This is a genomic window from Tuberibacillus sp. Marseille-P3662, from assembly GCF_900178005.1.
Classification (GTDB): domain Bacteria; phylum Bacillota; class Bacilli; order Bacillales; family Sporolactobacillaceae; genus Marseille-P3662.
Map to the genome: position 1 here is coordinate 742,455 of NZ_FXBS01000006.1, position 15,260 is coordinate 757,714.

At 42.0% G+C, this 15,260-nt stretch carries 18 protein-coding genes, 1 pseudogene and 1 riboswitch; of the genes and pseudogenes, 14 read left to right on the forward strand and 5 right to left on the reverse strand.

The annotated features are described in order from the left end of the window. The first annotated feature begins 54 nt into the window (after positions 1-54). From B9Y89_RS12280 to B9Y89_RS12300, 5 genes are all read left to right on the forward strand, one after another. Positions 55-774 carry a response regulator transcription factor gene (locus B9Y89_RS12280; protein WP_085523507.1) on the forward strand — a complete coding sequence of 240 codons (720 nt, stop codon included), beginning with the start codon at positions 55-57 and terminating at the stop codon, positions 772-774. Then, positions 771-2,555 (forward strand): ATP-binding protein, encoded by a 1,785-nt coding sequence (locus B9Y89_RS12285; protein ID WP_139822797.1) that lies wholly within the window; start codon positions 771-773, stop codon positions 2,553-2,555. Before B9Y89_RS12280 ends, B9Y89_RS12285 begins: the two co-directional genes overlap by 4 nt. A 43-nt stretch (positions 2,556-2,598) precedes the next feature. After that, a riboswitch (cobalamin riboswitch) is annotated at positions 2,599-2,777 on the forward strand. 122 nt (positions 2,778-2,899) lie between these two features. After that, positions 2,900-3,874, forward strand: coding sequence for an ABC transporter substrate-binding protein (locus B9Y89_RS12290; protein ID WP_085523509.1), 975 nt, complete (start codon positions 2,900-2,902; stop codon positions 3,872-3,874). Beyond that, positions 3,837-4,895 (forward strand): FecCD family ABC transporter permease, encoded by a 1,059-nt coding sequence (locus B9Y89_RS12295; protein WP_085523510.1) that lies wholly within the window; start codon positions 3,837-3,839, stop codon positions 4,893-4,895. Before B9Y89_RS12290 ends, B9Y89_RS12295 begins: the two co-directional genes overlap by 38 nt. Before the next feature lie 7 nt (positions 4,896-4,902). Continuing rightward, a complete protein-coding gene (locus tag B9Y89_RS12300; RefSeq protein WP_085523511.1) occupies positions 4,903-6,120 on the forward strand; it encodes an ABC transporter ATP-binding protein in 1,218 nt (405 codons plus the stop codon). A 33-nt stretch (positions 6,121-6,153) separates the two neighbouring features. Here the strand turns inward: B9Y89_RS12300 and B9Y89_RS12305 are convergent, their stop codons facing one another. Together B9Y89_RS12305 and B9Y89_RS19660 are read right to left on the reverse strand one after the other, a co-directional pair. After that, positions 6,154-6,642 (reverse strand): inorganic diphosphatase, encoded by a 489-nt coding sequence (locus tag B9Y89_RS12305; RefSeq protein WP_085523512.1) that lies wholly within the window; start codon positions 6,640-6,642, stop codon positions 6,154-6,156. A gap of 88 nt (positions 6,643-6,730) precedes the next feature. Then, positions 6,731-6,835 (reverse strand): annotated as a pseudogene (locus B9Y89_RS19660) (ferredoxin); the annotation flags it as partial. 94 nt (positions 6,836-6,929) lie between these two features. Here B9Y89_RS19660 and B9Y89_RS12310 point away from each other — a divergent pair. The 5 genes from B9Y89_RS12310 (at position 6,930) to B9Y89_RS12330 (ending at position 10,919) form a co-directional block, all read left to right on the forward strand. Then, positions 6,930-7,970 (forward strand): YpbB family protein, encoded by a 1,041-nt coding sequence (locus tag B9Y89_RS12310; protein WP_085523513.1) that lies wholly within the window; start codon positions 6,930-6,932, stop codon positions 7,968-7,970. Then, positions 7,967-9,460, forward strand: a complete 1,494-nt coding sequence (locus B9Y89_RS12315; protein WP_085523514.1) for a RecQ family ATP-dependent DNA helicase — start codon at positions 7,967-7,969, stop codon at positions 9,458-9,460. Before B9Y89_RS12310 ends, B9Y89_RS12315 begins: the two co-directional genes overlap by 4 nt. 3 nt (positions 9,461-9,463) lie before the next feature. Then, entirely contained in the window at positions 9,464-10,063 is a 600-nt protein-coding gene (locus B9Y89_RS12320; RefSeq protein WP_085523515.1) for a CPBP family intramembrane glutamic endopeptidase, read from the forward strand. Continuing rightward, positions 10,053-10,271: a hypothetical protein gene (locus B9Y89_RS12325; protein WP_085523516.1), complete on the forward strand. Its 219-nt coding sequence runs from the start codon at positions 10,053-10,055 to the stop codon at positions 10,269-10,271. The genes B9Y89_RS12320 and B9Y89_RS12325 overlap by 11 nt, the downstream gene beginning before the upstream one ends. 198 nt (positions 10,272-10,469) lie before the next feature. Next, complete coding sequence (locus B9Y89_RS12330) at positions 10,470-10,919, forward strand: DUF2663 family protein (RefSeq protein ID WP_085523517.1); 450 nt, start codon at positions 10,470-10,472, stop codon at positions 10,917-10,919. A gap of 35 nt (positions 10,920-10,954) precedes the next feature. On the opposite strand, the gene B9Y89_RS12335 is transcribed toward B9Y89_RS12330, so the two are convergent. The 3 genes from B9Y89_RS12335 to B9Y89_RS12345 are packed head-to-tail and all read right to left on the reverse strand — an operon-like array spanning position 10,955 to position 12,050. Continuing rightward, complete coding sequence (locus tag B9Y89_RS12335; RefSeq protein WP_085523518.1) at positions 10,955-11,524, reverse strand: manganese catalase family protein; 570 nt, start codon at positions 11,522-11,524, stop codon at positions 10,955-10,957. 28 nt (positions 11,525-11,552) lie between these two features. Then, entirely contained in the window at positions 11,553-11,816 is a 264-nt protein-coding gene (locus B9Y89_RS12340; protein ID WP_441351484.1) for a spore coat protein CotJB, read from the reverse strand. 6 nt (positions 11,817-11,822) lie between these two features. Then, a complete protein-coding gene (locus tag B9Y89_RS12345) occupies positions 11,823-12,050 on the reverse strand; it encodes a spore coat associated protein CotJA (RefSeq protein ID WP_085523519.1) in 228 nt (75 codons plus the stop codon). A gap of 145 nt (positions 12,051-12,195) precedes the next feature. On the opposite strand from B9Y89_RS12345, the gene B9Y89_RS12350 reads away from it, so the two are divergent. The 4 genes from B9Y89_RS12350 (at position 12,196) to B9Y89_RS12365 (ending at position 15,164) form a co-directional block, all read left to right on the forward strand. Continuing rightward, a complete protein-coding gene (locus B9Y89_RS12350) occupies positions 12,196-12,579 on the forward strand; it encodes a hypothetical protein (RefSeq protein WP_085523520.1) in 384 nt (127 codons plus the stop codon). 5 nt (positions 12,580-12,584) lie between these two features. Continuing rightward, a complete protein-coding gene (locus B9Y89_RS12355) occupies positions 12,585-13,364 on the forward strand; it encodes a metallophosphoesterase (RefSeq protein ID WP_085523521.1) in 780 nt (259 codons plus the stop codon). A gap of 81 nt (positions 13,365-13,445) precedes the next feature. After that, positions 13,446-14,024, forward strand: a complete 579-nt coding sequence (locus B9Y89_RS12360; protein ID WP_085523522.1) for a genetic competence negative regulator — start codon at positions 13,446-13,448, stop codon at positions 14,022-14,024. A 213-nt stretch (positions 14,025-14,237) separates the two neighbouring features. Then, entirely contained in the window at positions 14,238-15,164 is a 927-nt protein-coding gene (locus B9Y89_RS12365) for a D-alanine--D-alanine ligase (RefSeq protein WP_085523523.1), read from the forward strand. Positions 15,165-15,260 lie beyond the last annotated feature (96 nt).

The window sequence follows — 15,260 nt, forward strand, 5'->3', positions numbered from 1 at the left end:
ACTGTGTTAGTGTTGTCATCACTGGTTATATTCATTTCGTCTGGAGGGATTGTTGTGAGCGAAGAACAACAAACGGTACTTGTTGTGGATGATGAAGAGCGGATTCGTCGCTTACTAAAAATGTACTTAGAACGTGAAGGTTACGGGGTTGAAGAAGTTGATAACGGTGAAGATGCGCTTGAGTTAGCGATTAACAATGACTATGATTTAGTTGTCCTTGACCTCATGCTACCAGGAATGGATGGGGAGGAAGTTTGCGCCAAGCTTCGCGAGCAAAAAGCGACGCCCGTATTAATGCTAACAGCGAAAGGTGAAGAGACGAATCGTGTCCAGGGATTTGAGGTTGGTGCTGACGATTATGTCGTCAAACCTTTCAGTCCGCGCGAGGTTATCCTTAGGGTTAAAGCATTACTCCGCCGTTCTTCAACGACGAAGTTTCTAGAAACAGAAACTAAAACAAAAGAAGTTTTGGTCTTTCCGCATATAACCATTGATCACGATGCTCATCGCGTCACAGTTGACAATCAATACGTTAATTTAACCCCTAAAGAGTACGAATTACTTTATTATCTTGCCAATGCTCCAGACAAAGTTTTTTCGCGGGAAGATTTGCTACGCGATGTTTGGAATTATGAGTTTTTTGGAGATCTGCGAACCGTTGATACGCATGTTAAACGATTACGTGAGAAACTCAATAACATATCGGAGGAAGCAGCGGATATCATTGTCACGGTTTGGGGCGTTGGTTATAAATTTGAGGTAGGTAACAGCTGATGTTTTGGAAAAGCGTTGTTGTTAAACTATGGGGCACCATTTTGTTATTGGTGTCCGTTGTTTTATTTTTCTTAACGTTTCTCTTATTGCAGTTGTTTGAGAACTTTCACGTCAATGAAGTTGAGGATCAGATGGAAGGAATTGGTGTGAAGGTTAATGAAATTGTTTCAGATCACCAAAAGACAGGTTCTGCTTTAGAGGCGGTGTCACAAATCACCGATGCTTATTCGGCCCGTGCCATCGTTCTTAATCGTGACGGTGCCTATTGGATTTCACCTGCTAAGAATAACCTTCCAAAATTACCGAAACCTGCGATTACCGACGATCCGAAATTATCTGATGTGCTAACAGAACAAGAAACAGTTTCGAAAAAAGGGGACTTTTCGTTTGAAATAGATGGTCAAGCCCAGCATAACCGCATTTTAATCGTTGGCGTTCCGATTGAAACATTTGACGGAGAGCCTGGTGCAGTGTATGTCTATCAATCCTTGGATGTAATAGAGGAGACAACTGATAATGCTAAGAAAATCATCTATATTGGTGCTGGCATTGCCATTATTTTGACAACGATTTTTGCCTTCTTTCTATCAACCCGGATTACATCTCCACTTAGGAACATGCGTCAAGCAGCTCTAGAGGTAGCTGAAGGTAAATTTGATACCCATGTACCGGTTCTGACTAAGGATGAAATTGGTGAATTAGCGACTGCTTTTAACAAAATGGGAACTCAGTTGACCGCAAATATTACGGCGCTGAATCAAGAAAAGGAACAATTATCAGGGATTCTTAGCAGTATGGCCGACGGCGTGATGACGTTAAACGAGAAGGGTGAAATGCTAATCACGAATCCTCCGGCTGAACAATTTCTTGCTTCTTGGATGTATGAGAAAAATGTTTTTGATAGGGACGACAAGCCCTTACCTGAGCCGGTTAAAACGTTGTTCCAAGAAGTTACGCGTACGGAAAAGGAACAAGTAACAGAGGTAACTTACCAGGGCCGTAGTTGGGTGCTCCTAATGACACCTCTCTATAATCAGACGGAAGTTCGTGGTGCTGTAGCCGTATTGCGTGATATGACAGAAGAACGCCGGCTCGATCAATTAAGAAAGGGATTTATCGCGAATGTATCCCATGAACTACGTACACCCATATCAATGCTGCAAGGATATAGTGAAGCGATTGTTGATGATGTTGCCGGTTCTGAAGAGGAAGAGAAGGAAATTGCTCGCATCATTTATGAAGAGTCGTTGCGAATGGGGAGGCTTGTGAATGAGCTTCTTGATTTAGCGCGTCTTGAAACAGGTCATTTTCAGCTGAATACAACGGACATTCGTATGAATGAGTTCTCTGAACGAGTCGTTAGTAAATTTAAAACCATGGCCCGAGATGAAGGCATTCAATTGCTCTATGATGGCCTGAAACATGATGATATCATGTTAACAATAGACCCTGACCGTATCGAACAAGTCGTGACGAATCTCATTGACAATGCCATTCGCCATAGCAAGGCGGGGGGCTATGTTAAAGTTCAGGCACGTGAGCAGCATGACCATATCCGCATAAGTATTACGGATACGGGATCAGGTATTCCAAAAGAAGATTTACCGTTTGTGTTTGAACGATTTTATAAAGCCGATAAAGCACGAACGCGCGGTAAGTCAGGAACAGGTCTCGGACTGGCCATCGCAAAGAATATTGTTGAAGCTCACGGCGGTCAAATATCGGTGCATAGTAAAGTTGAGAAAGGAACGACGTTTGCTTTTACGTTGCCTCGTGGATAATCATTGCAAGAGGGTTGTGAATTTTGTAGACTTGTGTAGAAAATAGAATAGTGGATGTGTAGGTGTCGTTAGACTTAATAGGGAATTTGGTGTGAGACCAAAACTGTCCCCGCAACTGTTATTGTTGACGAATGAACATCATCACTGGGTGCTGCGAGCCCGGGAAGAGTTCTAGTAGGATGAAGCATGAGTCAGGAGACCTGCCTACGCATCGAGAGTGTTTCTATACTTCGGGGCTCTGAGTTTTGGAAACGACGGATTTTTGCGATGACTGAATCGTGCCGTCGTGACGAAAGTTCATCCAATGGATGGGCTTTTTTTACTTATAAAGGGGGAATCTTTTTATGAAATCATGTTTTCGTTTAACAGTTTTAGTTCTACTCACCCTCATGCTGGTTATCATGACGGCATGTGGCAATCAGTCAAAGCAAAATCAAACCGACCAAGATAATGGAGGCGACCAGCAAGAACAACATAAGGAAGCTGATCAGGCTTTCCCGGTAACGATGAAAGATCAGACCGGAAAACAAGTGACGCTCAAACAGGCCCCGGAACGGATCGTATCCTTGCTTCCAAGTAATACGGAAATCGCATTTGCTTTGGGTCTTGATGATCAAATGGTCGGTGTTACCAACAATGATACTTATCCAAAAGCTGTCAAAGATTTACCTAAAGTTGGCGGTTTAAAAATTAATGTTGAAAAGGTTGTTTCGTTAAATCCTGATCTCGTGCTCGCGCAACAGATTAATAAACCTAAGGCCATAAAGAAACTGCGGCAATCGGGTATCAAAGTGTTTGTTGTCAAAAATCCAACAACGCTTAATGGTATCTACGATTCTATAACAACTATCGGCAAGTTAACAGGTATGAGTGATCAAAGTCAGCACGTTATTGAGGATATGAAAACAACGATTTCTGATGTTAAACAAAAGGTAAAGAAAGCTGATGTTAAGAAAAAGAAAATTTGGACAGAAATATCGGCCTCACCCAATATTTATACAGCGGGTCAAGGGACATTTATGAATCAACTTATCCAAATCATCGGAGGAAATAATGTTGCTAGTGATTTGCAAGGTTATCCCAAAGTGACCGAAGAAGCAGCTGTTAAATATAACCCCGATATCATCATATTAACTTATGGTGATCAAAAAGCAGTGCAAAGTGTGTTAAACCGTGAAGCTTGGCAAAATGTCGGCGCGGTTAAGAACGAACGTGTGTACACCATAAATACTAATCTCGTTTCAAGGCCCGGTCCACGGATTTCTAAAGGAGTCGTTGAACTTGCGAAGCGCGTTTATCCGGATGCTTTCGGGCAATAACCGGATTGTCCTTCTCTACCTATGCACTTTTTTATTAGCGATGACAGCCATAGTATTAGGGATTGCCAGTGGGAGTGTGGCACTCCCTTTTTTTAAAGTGATTGATATTATTGCTTCACATTTGTTTTGGGGTCCAGTATCTGGTGATCCGGTTGTTAGTGACAACATTATTTGGTTGATTCGTATGCCTCGTGTGCTGGTCGCCTTTCTTGTTGGAGCTGCCTTAGCTGCCGCTGGTTGTGCGATGCAAGGATTATTGCGAAATCCATTGGCTGACCCTTATACACTTGGTGTGTCCTCAGGGGCTTCTGTTGGTGCTGTTTTTGTCATTTATACCGGTTGGTCGTTGCCGATGCTTGGTTCCCTGACGTTACCGGTGATGAGTATTACCGCAGGATTGTTGACCTTATTCATTGTCATCGGACTAGCCCGGGCCGTTCGGAAAGATCTATCCAATGAAGTGGTGATTCTCTCAGGCATTATTGTGAGTTCTTTTTTGGGAGCATTGATTTCACTCATGATAGCTTTATCTGGAGAGAATATGCGGGCCATCGTTTCTTGGTTGTTAGGCAGCGTCGCCATGAAGAGCTGGCGGCATGTACAGATGACGCTGCCGTTTTTTTTGATCGGGTGGTTGTTGCTAGCCGTTCGTGCTAAAGAAATCAATATTTTTGCTTCCGGTGAACAATCTGCACATCACATGGGGGTGAATGTTGCACGAACGAAACTTTGGATCCTTATAGCGTGCTCATGTCTGACAGGGGCTGCTGTGTCTGTATCCGGTACAATCGGATTTGTTGGTCTCGTTATCCCTCATATGATCCGGATGATGGCAGGTCCAAATCAAAAACATCTGCTATTTTTATCCATTGTGAACGGCGGGACCTTCTTAGTAGTCACCGATTGGTTGGCGAGAATCTTACTATCGCCGGAGGAATTACCTTTGGGGGTCATCACAGCTTTGGTTGGGGCACCAGTATTTGCCCTCATTTTAATTCAAAGTCGAAAGCATAAGGGTTGAGGCAAGGATGATATATCTACAAAATGTGAATGCGGGTTATGAAAACAAACGGATTTTACATGATATAAACGCATTTATTAAAAAAGGTGAATTTTTCGGGATCGTTGGCCCGAATGGTAGTGGTAAAACGACATTACTCAATACACTAACGCATACAATACCGTTTAGTGGTGATATCTTCATCGACCATGATCAAATCAAGGCGATGTCTGCAAAAGAACGGGCACAAAAACTAGCAGTCCTAATGCAACGCAATCCGATGCCGTTTGCCTACACTGTCAAGGAAATTGTTGAAATGGGGCGATACCCCCAGCAAAAAGGTTGGCTAAATGCTTTGCGGGCTAGGGACTATCAAGTTGTCAATGAAGTCTTGGAAGCGGTCGATGTTAAGTATTTGTCGACGCGCTCGATCGCATCGCTGAGCGGTGGTGAATGGCAACGTGTATTGCTTGCGAGAGCTCTTGCTCAAGAAGCCGATGGTTTGTTGCTGGATGAGCCGACGAACCATTTAGATGTTCATCATCAAATCCACCTGCTTAATACAATTGACACAATGGCAAGACGGCGGAATATCACGGTTGTTGCCATTTTTCATGATCTTAATTTGGCGAGCCTTTATTGTGATCGTATTTTAGTTTTACAAGAAGGTCGCGCCCAAGCTATTGGTCCGCCTGAGAAAGTATTAACCCCTGACTTGCTGGAACAGGTCTACGGTTCTGCCGTCATCAGGAAAAGTCATGTCCAGACTCATAAACCTGTGTTTTATATGAATCGGCAAATAGATGACTGGGTTTCGCTTAACATGCAGATTGATGCGTCAGTGTTAACGTGGTCAACCCCTGTGAAAATCTATAGTGAATTTAACCGTAGTGAGGCCTTTGAATGGTATAAGGGGTTATCCTTGACCAATCAACCGGAAAGTTCGTTTTTACCATTACAATTCGATGGAAATGGTACCAGTACGTTCTGTCTGCATGAACAATTTGAAGGTGATACCGAGCACATCTATTGGCTGAACGCTGGACAATCTATGGACGTCATCCTTGTGATTTTAGAAGCGGAAGTATCAGAGGTAGATATGCTTAAATTATATCATCGTCTCCTTATTCGATTACAAGGACAGACCCATATCATTCTCGGAACGAAGATGGGTAGAAGGCAAACGATTGATCAAGAGCATGTGATCTATCACGTTGATCAGGTTTTAATGAAACAAGGGGACTGACTTTTTGAGTCAGTCCCCTTGTTCATTATCGCCTTAACCTTTCGCGCGTTCAATGCATTCGTCAACGAGTTGGGCCGCCTTTTCAGGACCTTCCCAATCACCGATTTTTGTTTCTTTGTTTTCAAGGTCTTTGTACACTTTGAAGAAATGTCCGATTTCATCAAGGACATGCTTTGGAACGTCATTCAATGTATTGACGTCATCAAAACGAGGATCTTCAGTCGGTACAGCTAGAAGTTTCTCATCTTGACCTTTATCATCACTCATGTTCAATACGCCGATAATGCGTGATTCAATCACACATCCCGGAAATGTCGGGAATGTTGTGTAGACGAGAACATCAAGTGGATCACCGTCAAGCGCAAGTGTGTTGTCTATGTAACCATATTCGGTTGGATAATGCATGGGTGAGTAAAGAACACGGTCTAATTTAAAAACACCTTGATCCTCGTCATACTCATATTTGTTCTGACTGCCTGTTGGAATTTCGACAAATACGTCAACGACTCTATTATCTGTCATGTTATGACCTCCTTAATAATCATCATGATTATTATAGCAACTTTTGCTGAATGATAAAAGATTTCCTGAATATGATCATGATATTCCGTTATTGATACCAGTCTGGATCCCCGTTAAAAGGAGCATCAGCAACCCGAATAGAGTCGGTGGGACAGCCTTTGTATACATCTATCATATCACTAACCTGTGGAACTCAATATTTCAATAGCATTCATTCCCGGATAAGCGACAATGTTCGCTATGTTTTGATAAAATAGTGATAGACTTATGGAGCGGGGTGTTTGTGTGTGCTTTATCAGCAAAAAATGTTATTGCACCTCTTGAAGCTGTTTAATGGGGAACGGAGTATATATGGTATCTATCACTTATTGAAAGGGAAGAAATCAGCACAGACTCTCCAAGATGCCACAATTTTTAACCTTCAATCCTATTTTGGAACAGGGAGTGACCTACAAAAACATGAGCTTGAACAAATGGTGGGTGATCTTCAGCAAAAGGGATGGATCCACTCTGTGGCCGATGATGGCTGTTACATAGTAACCGATAATGGCTTAAGCCAATTAGCTGCCGCTCCTTTTCAATTCCCACCCCATATCAACGGTTGGCGTTACCGTGAGCAAGCGCGTTTGTTTTGGCAACGATTACGATTGACGGTGCAAACACTTTCGCACTTAATCAATCACCATAGCGGTTTTTCGCCGGTTATCACGGATTACGATGTCCTGCAGAGTGTCAGGGAGTATTTGCTACATATGAGAGCTGAACGGTGGGAGGTTGCACGGTCACTTTATCATGAGCTAGAACAATTATTAAGATCAGCCCCTGAAGTCGAGGCGGAATTAATTGTTCGTCAGTTATCAGGAAAAGGTGTTTCGGGGTTAACACTTTATCAAGTTGCTCAACGTCTGAAATTGGAGCCTTTGCAAGCCGAGCATCTGTTGATGAATCGCCTTCACTATATTTTACAGACGATATCAGTGGATGACTATCCTCATCTATATCAGCTTGCTGGACATGAAACTGGGGCGTTGACTTATACCGCTTTGAAGACCGAACGAATGCTAGAGCAGGGATACATGTTGAATCAAATAGCAGAGCTGCGTAAATTAAAGCGGAATACGATTGAAGATCATATTGTTGAGATCGCTATGAACCGGCCATCTTTCGATATATCGGTTTATGTTGATCTTAATAAACAGCAATACATCCTAAAAACGGTGCAAATGACGCATTCCAAGCGGTTGCGTGACATTAAGGAAAAGTTACCAGATGATTACCGTTACTTTGATATTAGGCTCGTGTTAGCCAAGGGAAGGGGTTCATCGTGAAAGCAATAATGGAGCATACGCTTAAGCAACATTTCGGTTATGACTCGTTTCGACCTGGACAGGAAGCGGTAATTATGGACATCTTGACCGGTCATGACGTGTTTGCGATGCTACCGACGGGAAGTGGTAAGTCGATGTGTTATTTGTTACCTGGCAAACTTAACGATGGATTGACTATTATTGTGTCACCGTTGCTAGCACTTATGGAAGATCAAGTTCAAGGTGTACGGGCCTTGGGTGAGAGACGCGTGGCTGCTTATAATAGTTTTCTTACACTGTATGATAAACGAAGGATCTTACAGCAGTTGTCATCACTCCGTTATTTATATGTGTCACCGGAAGCACTGAATCAGGCTGAACTATTATCTCATTTAAAAAACGTTAAAGTTTCCCTGTTCGTCGTTGATGAAGCCCATTGTGTGTCACAGTGGGGACATGAGTTCAGACCAGATTATATGAAACTTTTGCACGTCCGCCATGAATTGGGCGACCCACAATGTCTGGCGTTAACGGCTACTGCCGATGAACGGGTTAAACAAGATATTATTCAGTACTTAGGGCTTACGAACACAAGAGAACATATAGACAGTATTGACCGTCCAAACATTGCTATGAAAGTGGATAAGTTTGAACGGGTGTTAGATAAGCAGCAGCGATTAATTAAATACACCCATCGATTACAGACTCCGGGGATTGTTTACTTTTCTACCAAAGAGTGGGCGGAACGGGGAGCAGCATTGATTGCTGATAAAACAGGGCTCAGAACGGCTTATTATCACGGGGGATTGGATACGGAGGATCGTTTGTTGATTCAACAGCAGTTTATCAATGATCAATTGGATGTGATTTGCTGCACCAATGCGTTTGGCATGGGTGTGAACAAATCGAATGTCCGCTTCGTGATTCATTATGACATGCCGAAAAATATCACCACCTATATTCAGGAAATGGGTCGAGCAGGACGTGACGGCAAGCCAAGTTTGGCCATTATGCTCTTTGCAGAAGAAGATGTTTATCTGCCTAGTAAGCTCATTCAATCAGAATATCCGAATGGGGCCATGTTGGCTGCCTTGCTTGACTGGTATCAAGAGCGGAGCAATTCCTCGGAAGCGGATATTACGACATATGGATTAGAACTTGGTATGAGCGAAACAGCTGCACGCTTTACAGCAGCGCAACTACAGAAATGGGGACATCTACAAGATCAGGGACAATTACGCGACAAAATCGAGTCACAAATGGTTGAACGTTTAAACATCAAGCAAAAAGAACTTCAGGATGTCGTTGCCTGGATCAAAGGCCATGGATGCCGGCGTGATAGCATCCTCCATCATTTTGGCGAGCAAAAGGAAACGGCTATCAATGGATGCTGTGATGTATGTGGATTGGATGTCGAGGTATTTATGCAAGAAGAAACTAACGCAGTGAGACCGCAGCAGATACCCGACTGGCGCACAGTATTACAAAATCTATTAGTGACAGGTGGCTAAATCATGGGGCGTAAATTGGATATCAAGCAATTGACTGATCAAGACATAATCGCTTCTTTATATTATTCCCAGCTGTTGATGGCGGTTATCGGGTTGTTATTCTATTGGTTATTATTCCCGACTGAAGAAAATCTGTTTGATTTTTGGAGATGGGACGGCTCTGATGTTCTGATCTATGGGGTGTTATTAAGTATCGGCATTGCTGTTTTAGAGATCGCTCTGGAGATGTTTTTGCCTAATGACTGGCTAGATGATGGCGGTATTAATGATCGGATGATTCGCGCGTTGTCTATGCGTCATATGTGGTTGGCCATGTTAGTCGTTGCCTTTGTAGAGGAAGGATTTTTCCGGGCTTTGCTGCAGACAACTTATGGACTGGTCGTTGCAAGCTTTTGTTTTGGCCTCGTCCATGTTCGTTATATTAAGCGACCGTTACTGATTATTGTTGCTATCCTTCTAGGGTTTTATCTCGGTTGGTTGTTTCAGTATACGAATAGCCTTTGGGTACCTATCGCCGCACATTATACGATTAATGTCGGGTTAGCATTATATGTAAAACATGAAGAGAAATGGGGTAAGGAGGGGACAGATCATGACGGTTGAAAAAACAAATTCGGATGTTAATTCTCTACCGCCGCGCCGTGTTCGTCATAAGAAGGCCAATCAAAAAGGAAATGCTGCGAAGGAACGAAAAGATCATCAAGAAAAGCAACACAAAAATGACGGGGTTTTCATTGCTCGTGCCATTTTAGTTCTTTTTTTTGTCATGTTGTTCACTATCTTCGGATGGATTTTATATACTGAGTCTTAAAATTCTTGTCCTATTTTCATGGCTTCCTTCATAAATTGTACAAGAAGTACTTCCCCCGGTTTGATAAGATCACCATATCATTTTAAAAGGGAAGTAAGGAACGTCGGCTTAAACTCGGCACCGTTCTGGTACGGACGCCGACGCTAGCACATCCTGTGCGTCGCGACGTAGAAATATGTTGTAGAGGTAGGGACTTTGATGGATGAGTTCAGACGAATGGTGCAGAAGGGTGAACTTTCGGGTTATACCTATGACCTGTTAGTTAAGTTGAAGGAGAACAAAGATAAGGAACAACAATTGAAACATGTCCGTAATATTTTTGGTTTCGTGATGTTGGCGATCTATTTTTTGGCTTTGTATTATATATATCATCATCTGCTTGGCTCCTATACCAACTTACAACAACTAACAGATCTGTTCGCCAATACATTCGTTGTTATTGGCTTGTTTGGGATTGCCGTGGGTTCTGTTGCTTGGAAAATATTAAATGATAAGCATGATGATGCTGATGACGACTATAACACTTTACGTGCTGAAATGATCGATCGCAGTGAAGAACTTTGGGGTTCGGAGCTGCAAGGGGATCATCGGACAAAGGTGTGCCGGAAGCTGCAAAAGGATTATGATATCAATTTATTTCATAAATAAAAAATGAGATGCTGGGCAAAAGCATCTCATAAAAATTAAAAAATTTTCTGTTGATCGCGCTCATCTTTTAATATGTCTACAGCTTCACGGAATCTTTGTGAATGCACAATTTCTCTTTCCCGTAAAAATTGAAGCGATTCATTCAAGAACGGGTCATCGGACATATTGATAATCCATTGGTACGTGGCCCGTGCTTTTTCTTCGGCCGCAATGTCTTCATATAAATCGGCAATAGGGTCACCTTTAGCTTGAATGTAGGTTGCTGTCCAAGGACTGCCCGCGGCGTTGTGATAAAACAACGCTTTATCATGGTTAGCATAGTGGCCACCAAGACCCGCTTCTTTCATTTGTTCGGCTGTGGCGTCTTTCGTAAGTTTATATACCATGGTTGCGATCATTTCCAAATGGGCAAACTCTTCAGTACCGATATCATTTAAGACTCCGATCACTTTATCTGGAATCGAGTATCGCTGATTCAAATAACGAAGGGCAGCAGATAATTCACCGTCAGCCCCGCCGTATTGTTCAATTAGAAACTTTGCGAGTGTCGGATTACATGTACTGACTTTAACGGGATATTGCAGTTTTTTCTCGTATACCCACACGAGTATGACCACCTCTCATTATAATACTCTATACTTGCCAAGGCCACGGTGCATCCTTCCATGCCCATGGATAAGTCGAATAGCTATTGAACTGGACTAATGGACCGAATTTTTCTTCAAATGGTTGTCTTAATTGTTTGCTCTTCTTAACATATGAATTATATTGCTTTAGGGCCTCTAGATCTTGCGGATGTGTGTTCAAGTAATGGTTTAACTCCACGATCACAAAGTCCACTTCTTGAATTTCCTCTAACATACGATAATATTCTTCAGGCATTTGCTTATGTGACACTGATTATCACCCCTTCCAATGATCTTCATAGGGATTTGAATAAGGTCCAAATAGAAGCGGCCATAAGGTTCCGCGTTTGAGCGCTTCTTGCGGTGAAAATTGCTCAAGGTTAGGGGGCTGAAAACCCACATATAGCTCAGGTGGTGTCTGGTACGTTTTGACCCGAATCGGTTCACATGGATCAAACGGGCTGACATAGGGTTCATAAGTTTTTTGGGTCGTGAATCTATCCATCATGTCCCTCCTTTATTGGCTACTCATTTGTTGTATATGAGGGAACGGCTCGTCACATGTTCAATAAATTCTCACGAGAATTAGTTTGCTTGGTGGGGCAATGTCGTGTATGGGAAACATAGAATGGTTGTGTGGAGGGGTTATGATGTCGTCTGTCATGTGGTATTTTATGGGTTTTGCATGCATGTACCAGGGGGCCGTATTATCACCAACATCCCAGACATTGTCTGATACTTTGGTTTTCTTTATTTTTAGCCCTATCGATTTCGTCCGCGTAGCTGTCTTTATTGTCGCGTCTTTCTTGATTTTTTCCTATCGTTTAAGATACGATTTAAAGAACATCTTGTTATTAAAACGTGGGAAGCGTTTGGTATCAAATGAATCATTACGCTTCTTGTTATTTTTGGGGACGAGTATCGGATGTCTGATATTATTTCCTGTCTATATGGCCATAACTCTTGGACTTACGATCATGCATTTAATGTTATCCATGGGACAGTGGCGTCCTGTCCAGCGTGAAGAAAGGTAGAGGCTTTGCTTATTATTGTTATAGTTGCGTTCATTGTCATTATTTTATCTATCATGTTTATGTTTTACGAAGCGCATTGGAATCATATTGTGCATAACCATGTCACAATTGATGACTTGCCCGCTTCATTTTGCGGGTTCAAGATTTATTTTATATCAGATGTTCATCGGCGGGTGATTTCCAATAAAATGTTGGCGCTCGCAGCATCGCATCAACCAGATATCGTTGTAATCGGTGGAGATTTAACAGAACGCTACGTACCATTATCACGGACAGAAAAAAATATAAGCCGGCTTAGTAAAATCGGCGTTCCTGTATATTTCGTTCGTGGGAATCATGATGTGTATGTGTATAGTCAAAAATTAGAACAAATATTAACAAAGCACGGGGTTAAAATAATACGAAACCGTTCAGAAACAATAACACGGTACAACGAAGCCATGAATATCGTAGCCGTTGATGACTCAACCAATGAAGAAGATGACCTTGAGCAAGCGTTAGATTCAACACAAAAAGGTATTCGTTTGTTAATCAGTCATAATCCAAATATAACGGAAAAAATTCGGGAGCATCATCAGATTGCGCTAGTGATATCAGGACATACTCATGGTGGACAAATTCGAGTATTTGGCTGGGGCCCTCGAGAAAATGGCGGGATTAAACAAAAGCCGTTTGGACCGCTTATCATCAGCAATGGCTATGGGACAACAACACTTCCATTTCGTCTTGGTGCTCCGCCGGATACAAGGTTTGTGACTTTAGTTTCGACTTTAAATGACGAGTAAAATTGAGTCATTAGAAGAACAGGACATTCATATTAAGCATACAGTATATAAAGAGATGCCACAGGTAAGGAGGACGGTTATATGCGGTTGGAACGGTTAAACGGTGATAAGATCAAAATTTTTCTAACGTTTGATGACCTTAACGAACGAGGTATTTCGAAAGACGATCTTTGGGAGGACTTACCGAAAGTTCAGCAATTATTTAAAGAGATGATATTAGAAGCGGATGATGAATTAGGGTTTGTCGCCGAAGGCCCGATTGAAGTTGAAGTCTTTTCCTTACCGGCACAGGGAATGGTGGTTATTGTTTCCAAGAGCCTTGAATATGACTTTATTGACGAACCCAATGACTTCATAGAAATGCAAGTCACTTTAGATGAGAGTTATGATATCTTATATCGATTTGATGATATTGAGCCTGTCATTGATCTGTCCAAAAAGCTGTTATCAATGGGAGTGACAGGCGGACAATTATATTCGTATAACAACACATATTACTTAATATTTGAGGAACTTGATTTCCTTGAACAGTACGATGTCATGATTGCGGTATTATCGGAATATGGTAGTCCATCAACCATGACCGACCATTACCTAAATGAATATGGCAATCCAATATTGACCTTTTCGGCCGTTCGGCGGTTAACAGAATACTTTTAATAATGACCTCACATTTGGTGAGGTTTTCTTTTATACATTTATGTTCTACAGACTGAAATTATTCGTGTTATGATAGATAAGGCGAATGAACAATGGCAGGATCATTGAATATTTTCTTGGACCATTAATAGCATAATTATTATAAGCAGTTCTGTAATCAGACCTTTTGGTATCAGGACGAAGGATAACAATGATTACAGTGGGAGGATCTACATGAAAATAGGTGTCATTTACGGAGGGACTTCATCTGAACGTGATGTGTCATTGTCGACAGGTAAAGGCATTATTCAGGCACTGAAACAAAATGGATATGAAGTCACAGCAGTTGATTTTCACCCTGATCGGCTTGAGTCGATTTTATCACTAGAGGTGGACTTAGTATTTATCGCCTTACATGGAAAATATGGAGAGGATGGACGAATTCAAGGTTTGCTTGAGATTCTCGGCATCCCCTATGTGGGTTCCGGGATTATGTCATCATCTTTAGCTATGGACAAGGCTCGAGCGAAGGTGTTATTTGAGCAGGCAGCCATTCGTACAGCAAAAGGACTGACGATCGCGGCCGATCATTTACCTTTACAGGATTCTCCACTTGGGTACCCTGTTGTGATCAAACCGAACAGTGAAGGTTCAACGATCGGATTAACCATTGCGCATGATCGTGACACTTTTATGAAGGGAATTAATGAAGCTTTTAAGTTTGATCAACAAGTGTTAGTGGAGGAATTTGTAAGTGGCAATGAGATAACCGTTTCGGTAATTGAGGAGGATAAAAAAACTCGGGCCCTGCCGGTTGTTGAAATTGTCCCGAAAAACCAATACTATGATTATGAATCGAAATATGCGCCAGGGATGAGTGATCATTTCGTACCGGCAAGAATTCCTGAGTCTGTGATGCAAGTGGCTCAAGATTGGGCAGTTCAGGCCCATAATATTTTGGGATGTGAAACGTATTCACGCGTTGATTTTATTTGGCCTGAAAACGATGAATTCCCTGTCATTTTGGAGGTTAATACGCTTCCGGGTATGACCCCAACAAGTTTATATCCAGATGCAGCAAGAGCTATCGGATTATCATACGAACAGATGATTGATCATTTGATTAGGCAATCCATTACATCCAAACAATCACCTGTCTAAATGTATATTGACTTTAAGATACTTATTAATATGAAATTCTCGGGAATTTTTGTCCAAACGTATTGAAAATCGGAATGAGATTCTCTATATTTAATT

Excerpts from the sequence above, each read along its gene's own strand:
- B9Y89_RS12300 (WP_085523511.1), top strand. The coding sequence starts at position 4,903 with ATGATATATCTACAAAATGTGAATGCGGGTTATGAAAACAAACGGATT.
- B9Y89_RS12345 (WP_085523519.1), bottom strand. The coding sequence starts at position 12,050 with ATGGATAGATTCACGACCCAAAAAACTTATGAACCCTATGTCAGCCCG.
- B9Y89_RS12365 (WP_085523523.1), top strand. The coding sequence starts at position 14,238 with ATGAAAATAGGTGTCATTTACGGAGGGACTTCATCTGAACGTGATGTG.
- B9Y89_RS12325 (WP_085523516.1), top strand. The coding sequence starts at position 10,053 with ATGACGGTTGAAAAAACAAATTCGGATGTTAATTCTCTACCGCCGCGC.
- B9Y89_RS12330 (WP_085523517.1), top strand. The coding sequence starts at position 10,470 with ATGGATGAGTTCAGACGAATGGTGCAGAAGGGTGAACTTTCGGGTTAT.
- B9Y89_RS12350 (WP_085523520.1), top strand. The coding sequence starts at position 12,196 with ATGTCGTCTGTCATGTGGTATTTTATGGGTTTTGCATGCATGTACCAG.
- B9Y89_RS12305 (WP_085523512.1), bottom strand. The coding sequence starts at position 6,642 with ATGACAGATAATAGAGTCGTTGACGTATTTGTCGAAATTCCAACAGGC.
- B9Y89_RS12320 (WP_085523515.1), top strand. The coding sequence starts at position 9,464 with ATGGGGCGTAAATTGGATATCAAGCAATTGACTGATCAAGACATAATC.
- B9Y89_RS12290 (WP_085523509.1), top strand. The coding sequence starts at position 2,900 with ATGAAATCATGTTTTCGTTTAACAGTTTTAGTTCTACTCACCCTCATG.
- B9Y89_RS12360 (WP_085523522.1), top strand. The coding sequence starts at position 13,446 with ATGCGGTTGGAACGGTTAAACGGTGATAAGATCAAAATTTTTCTAACG.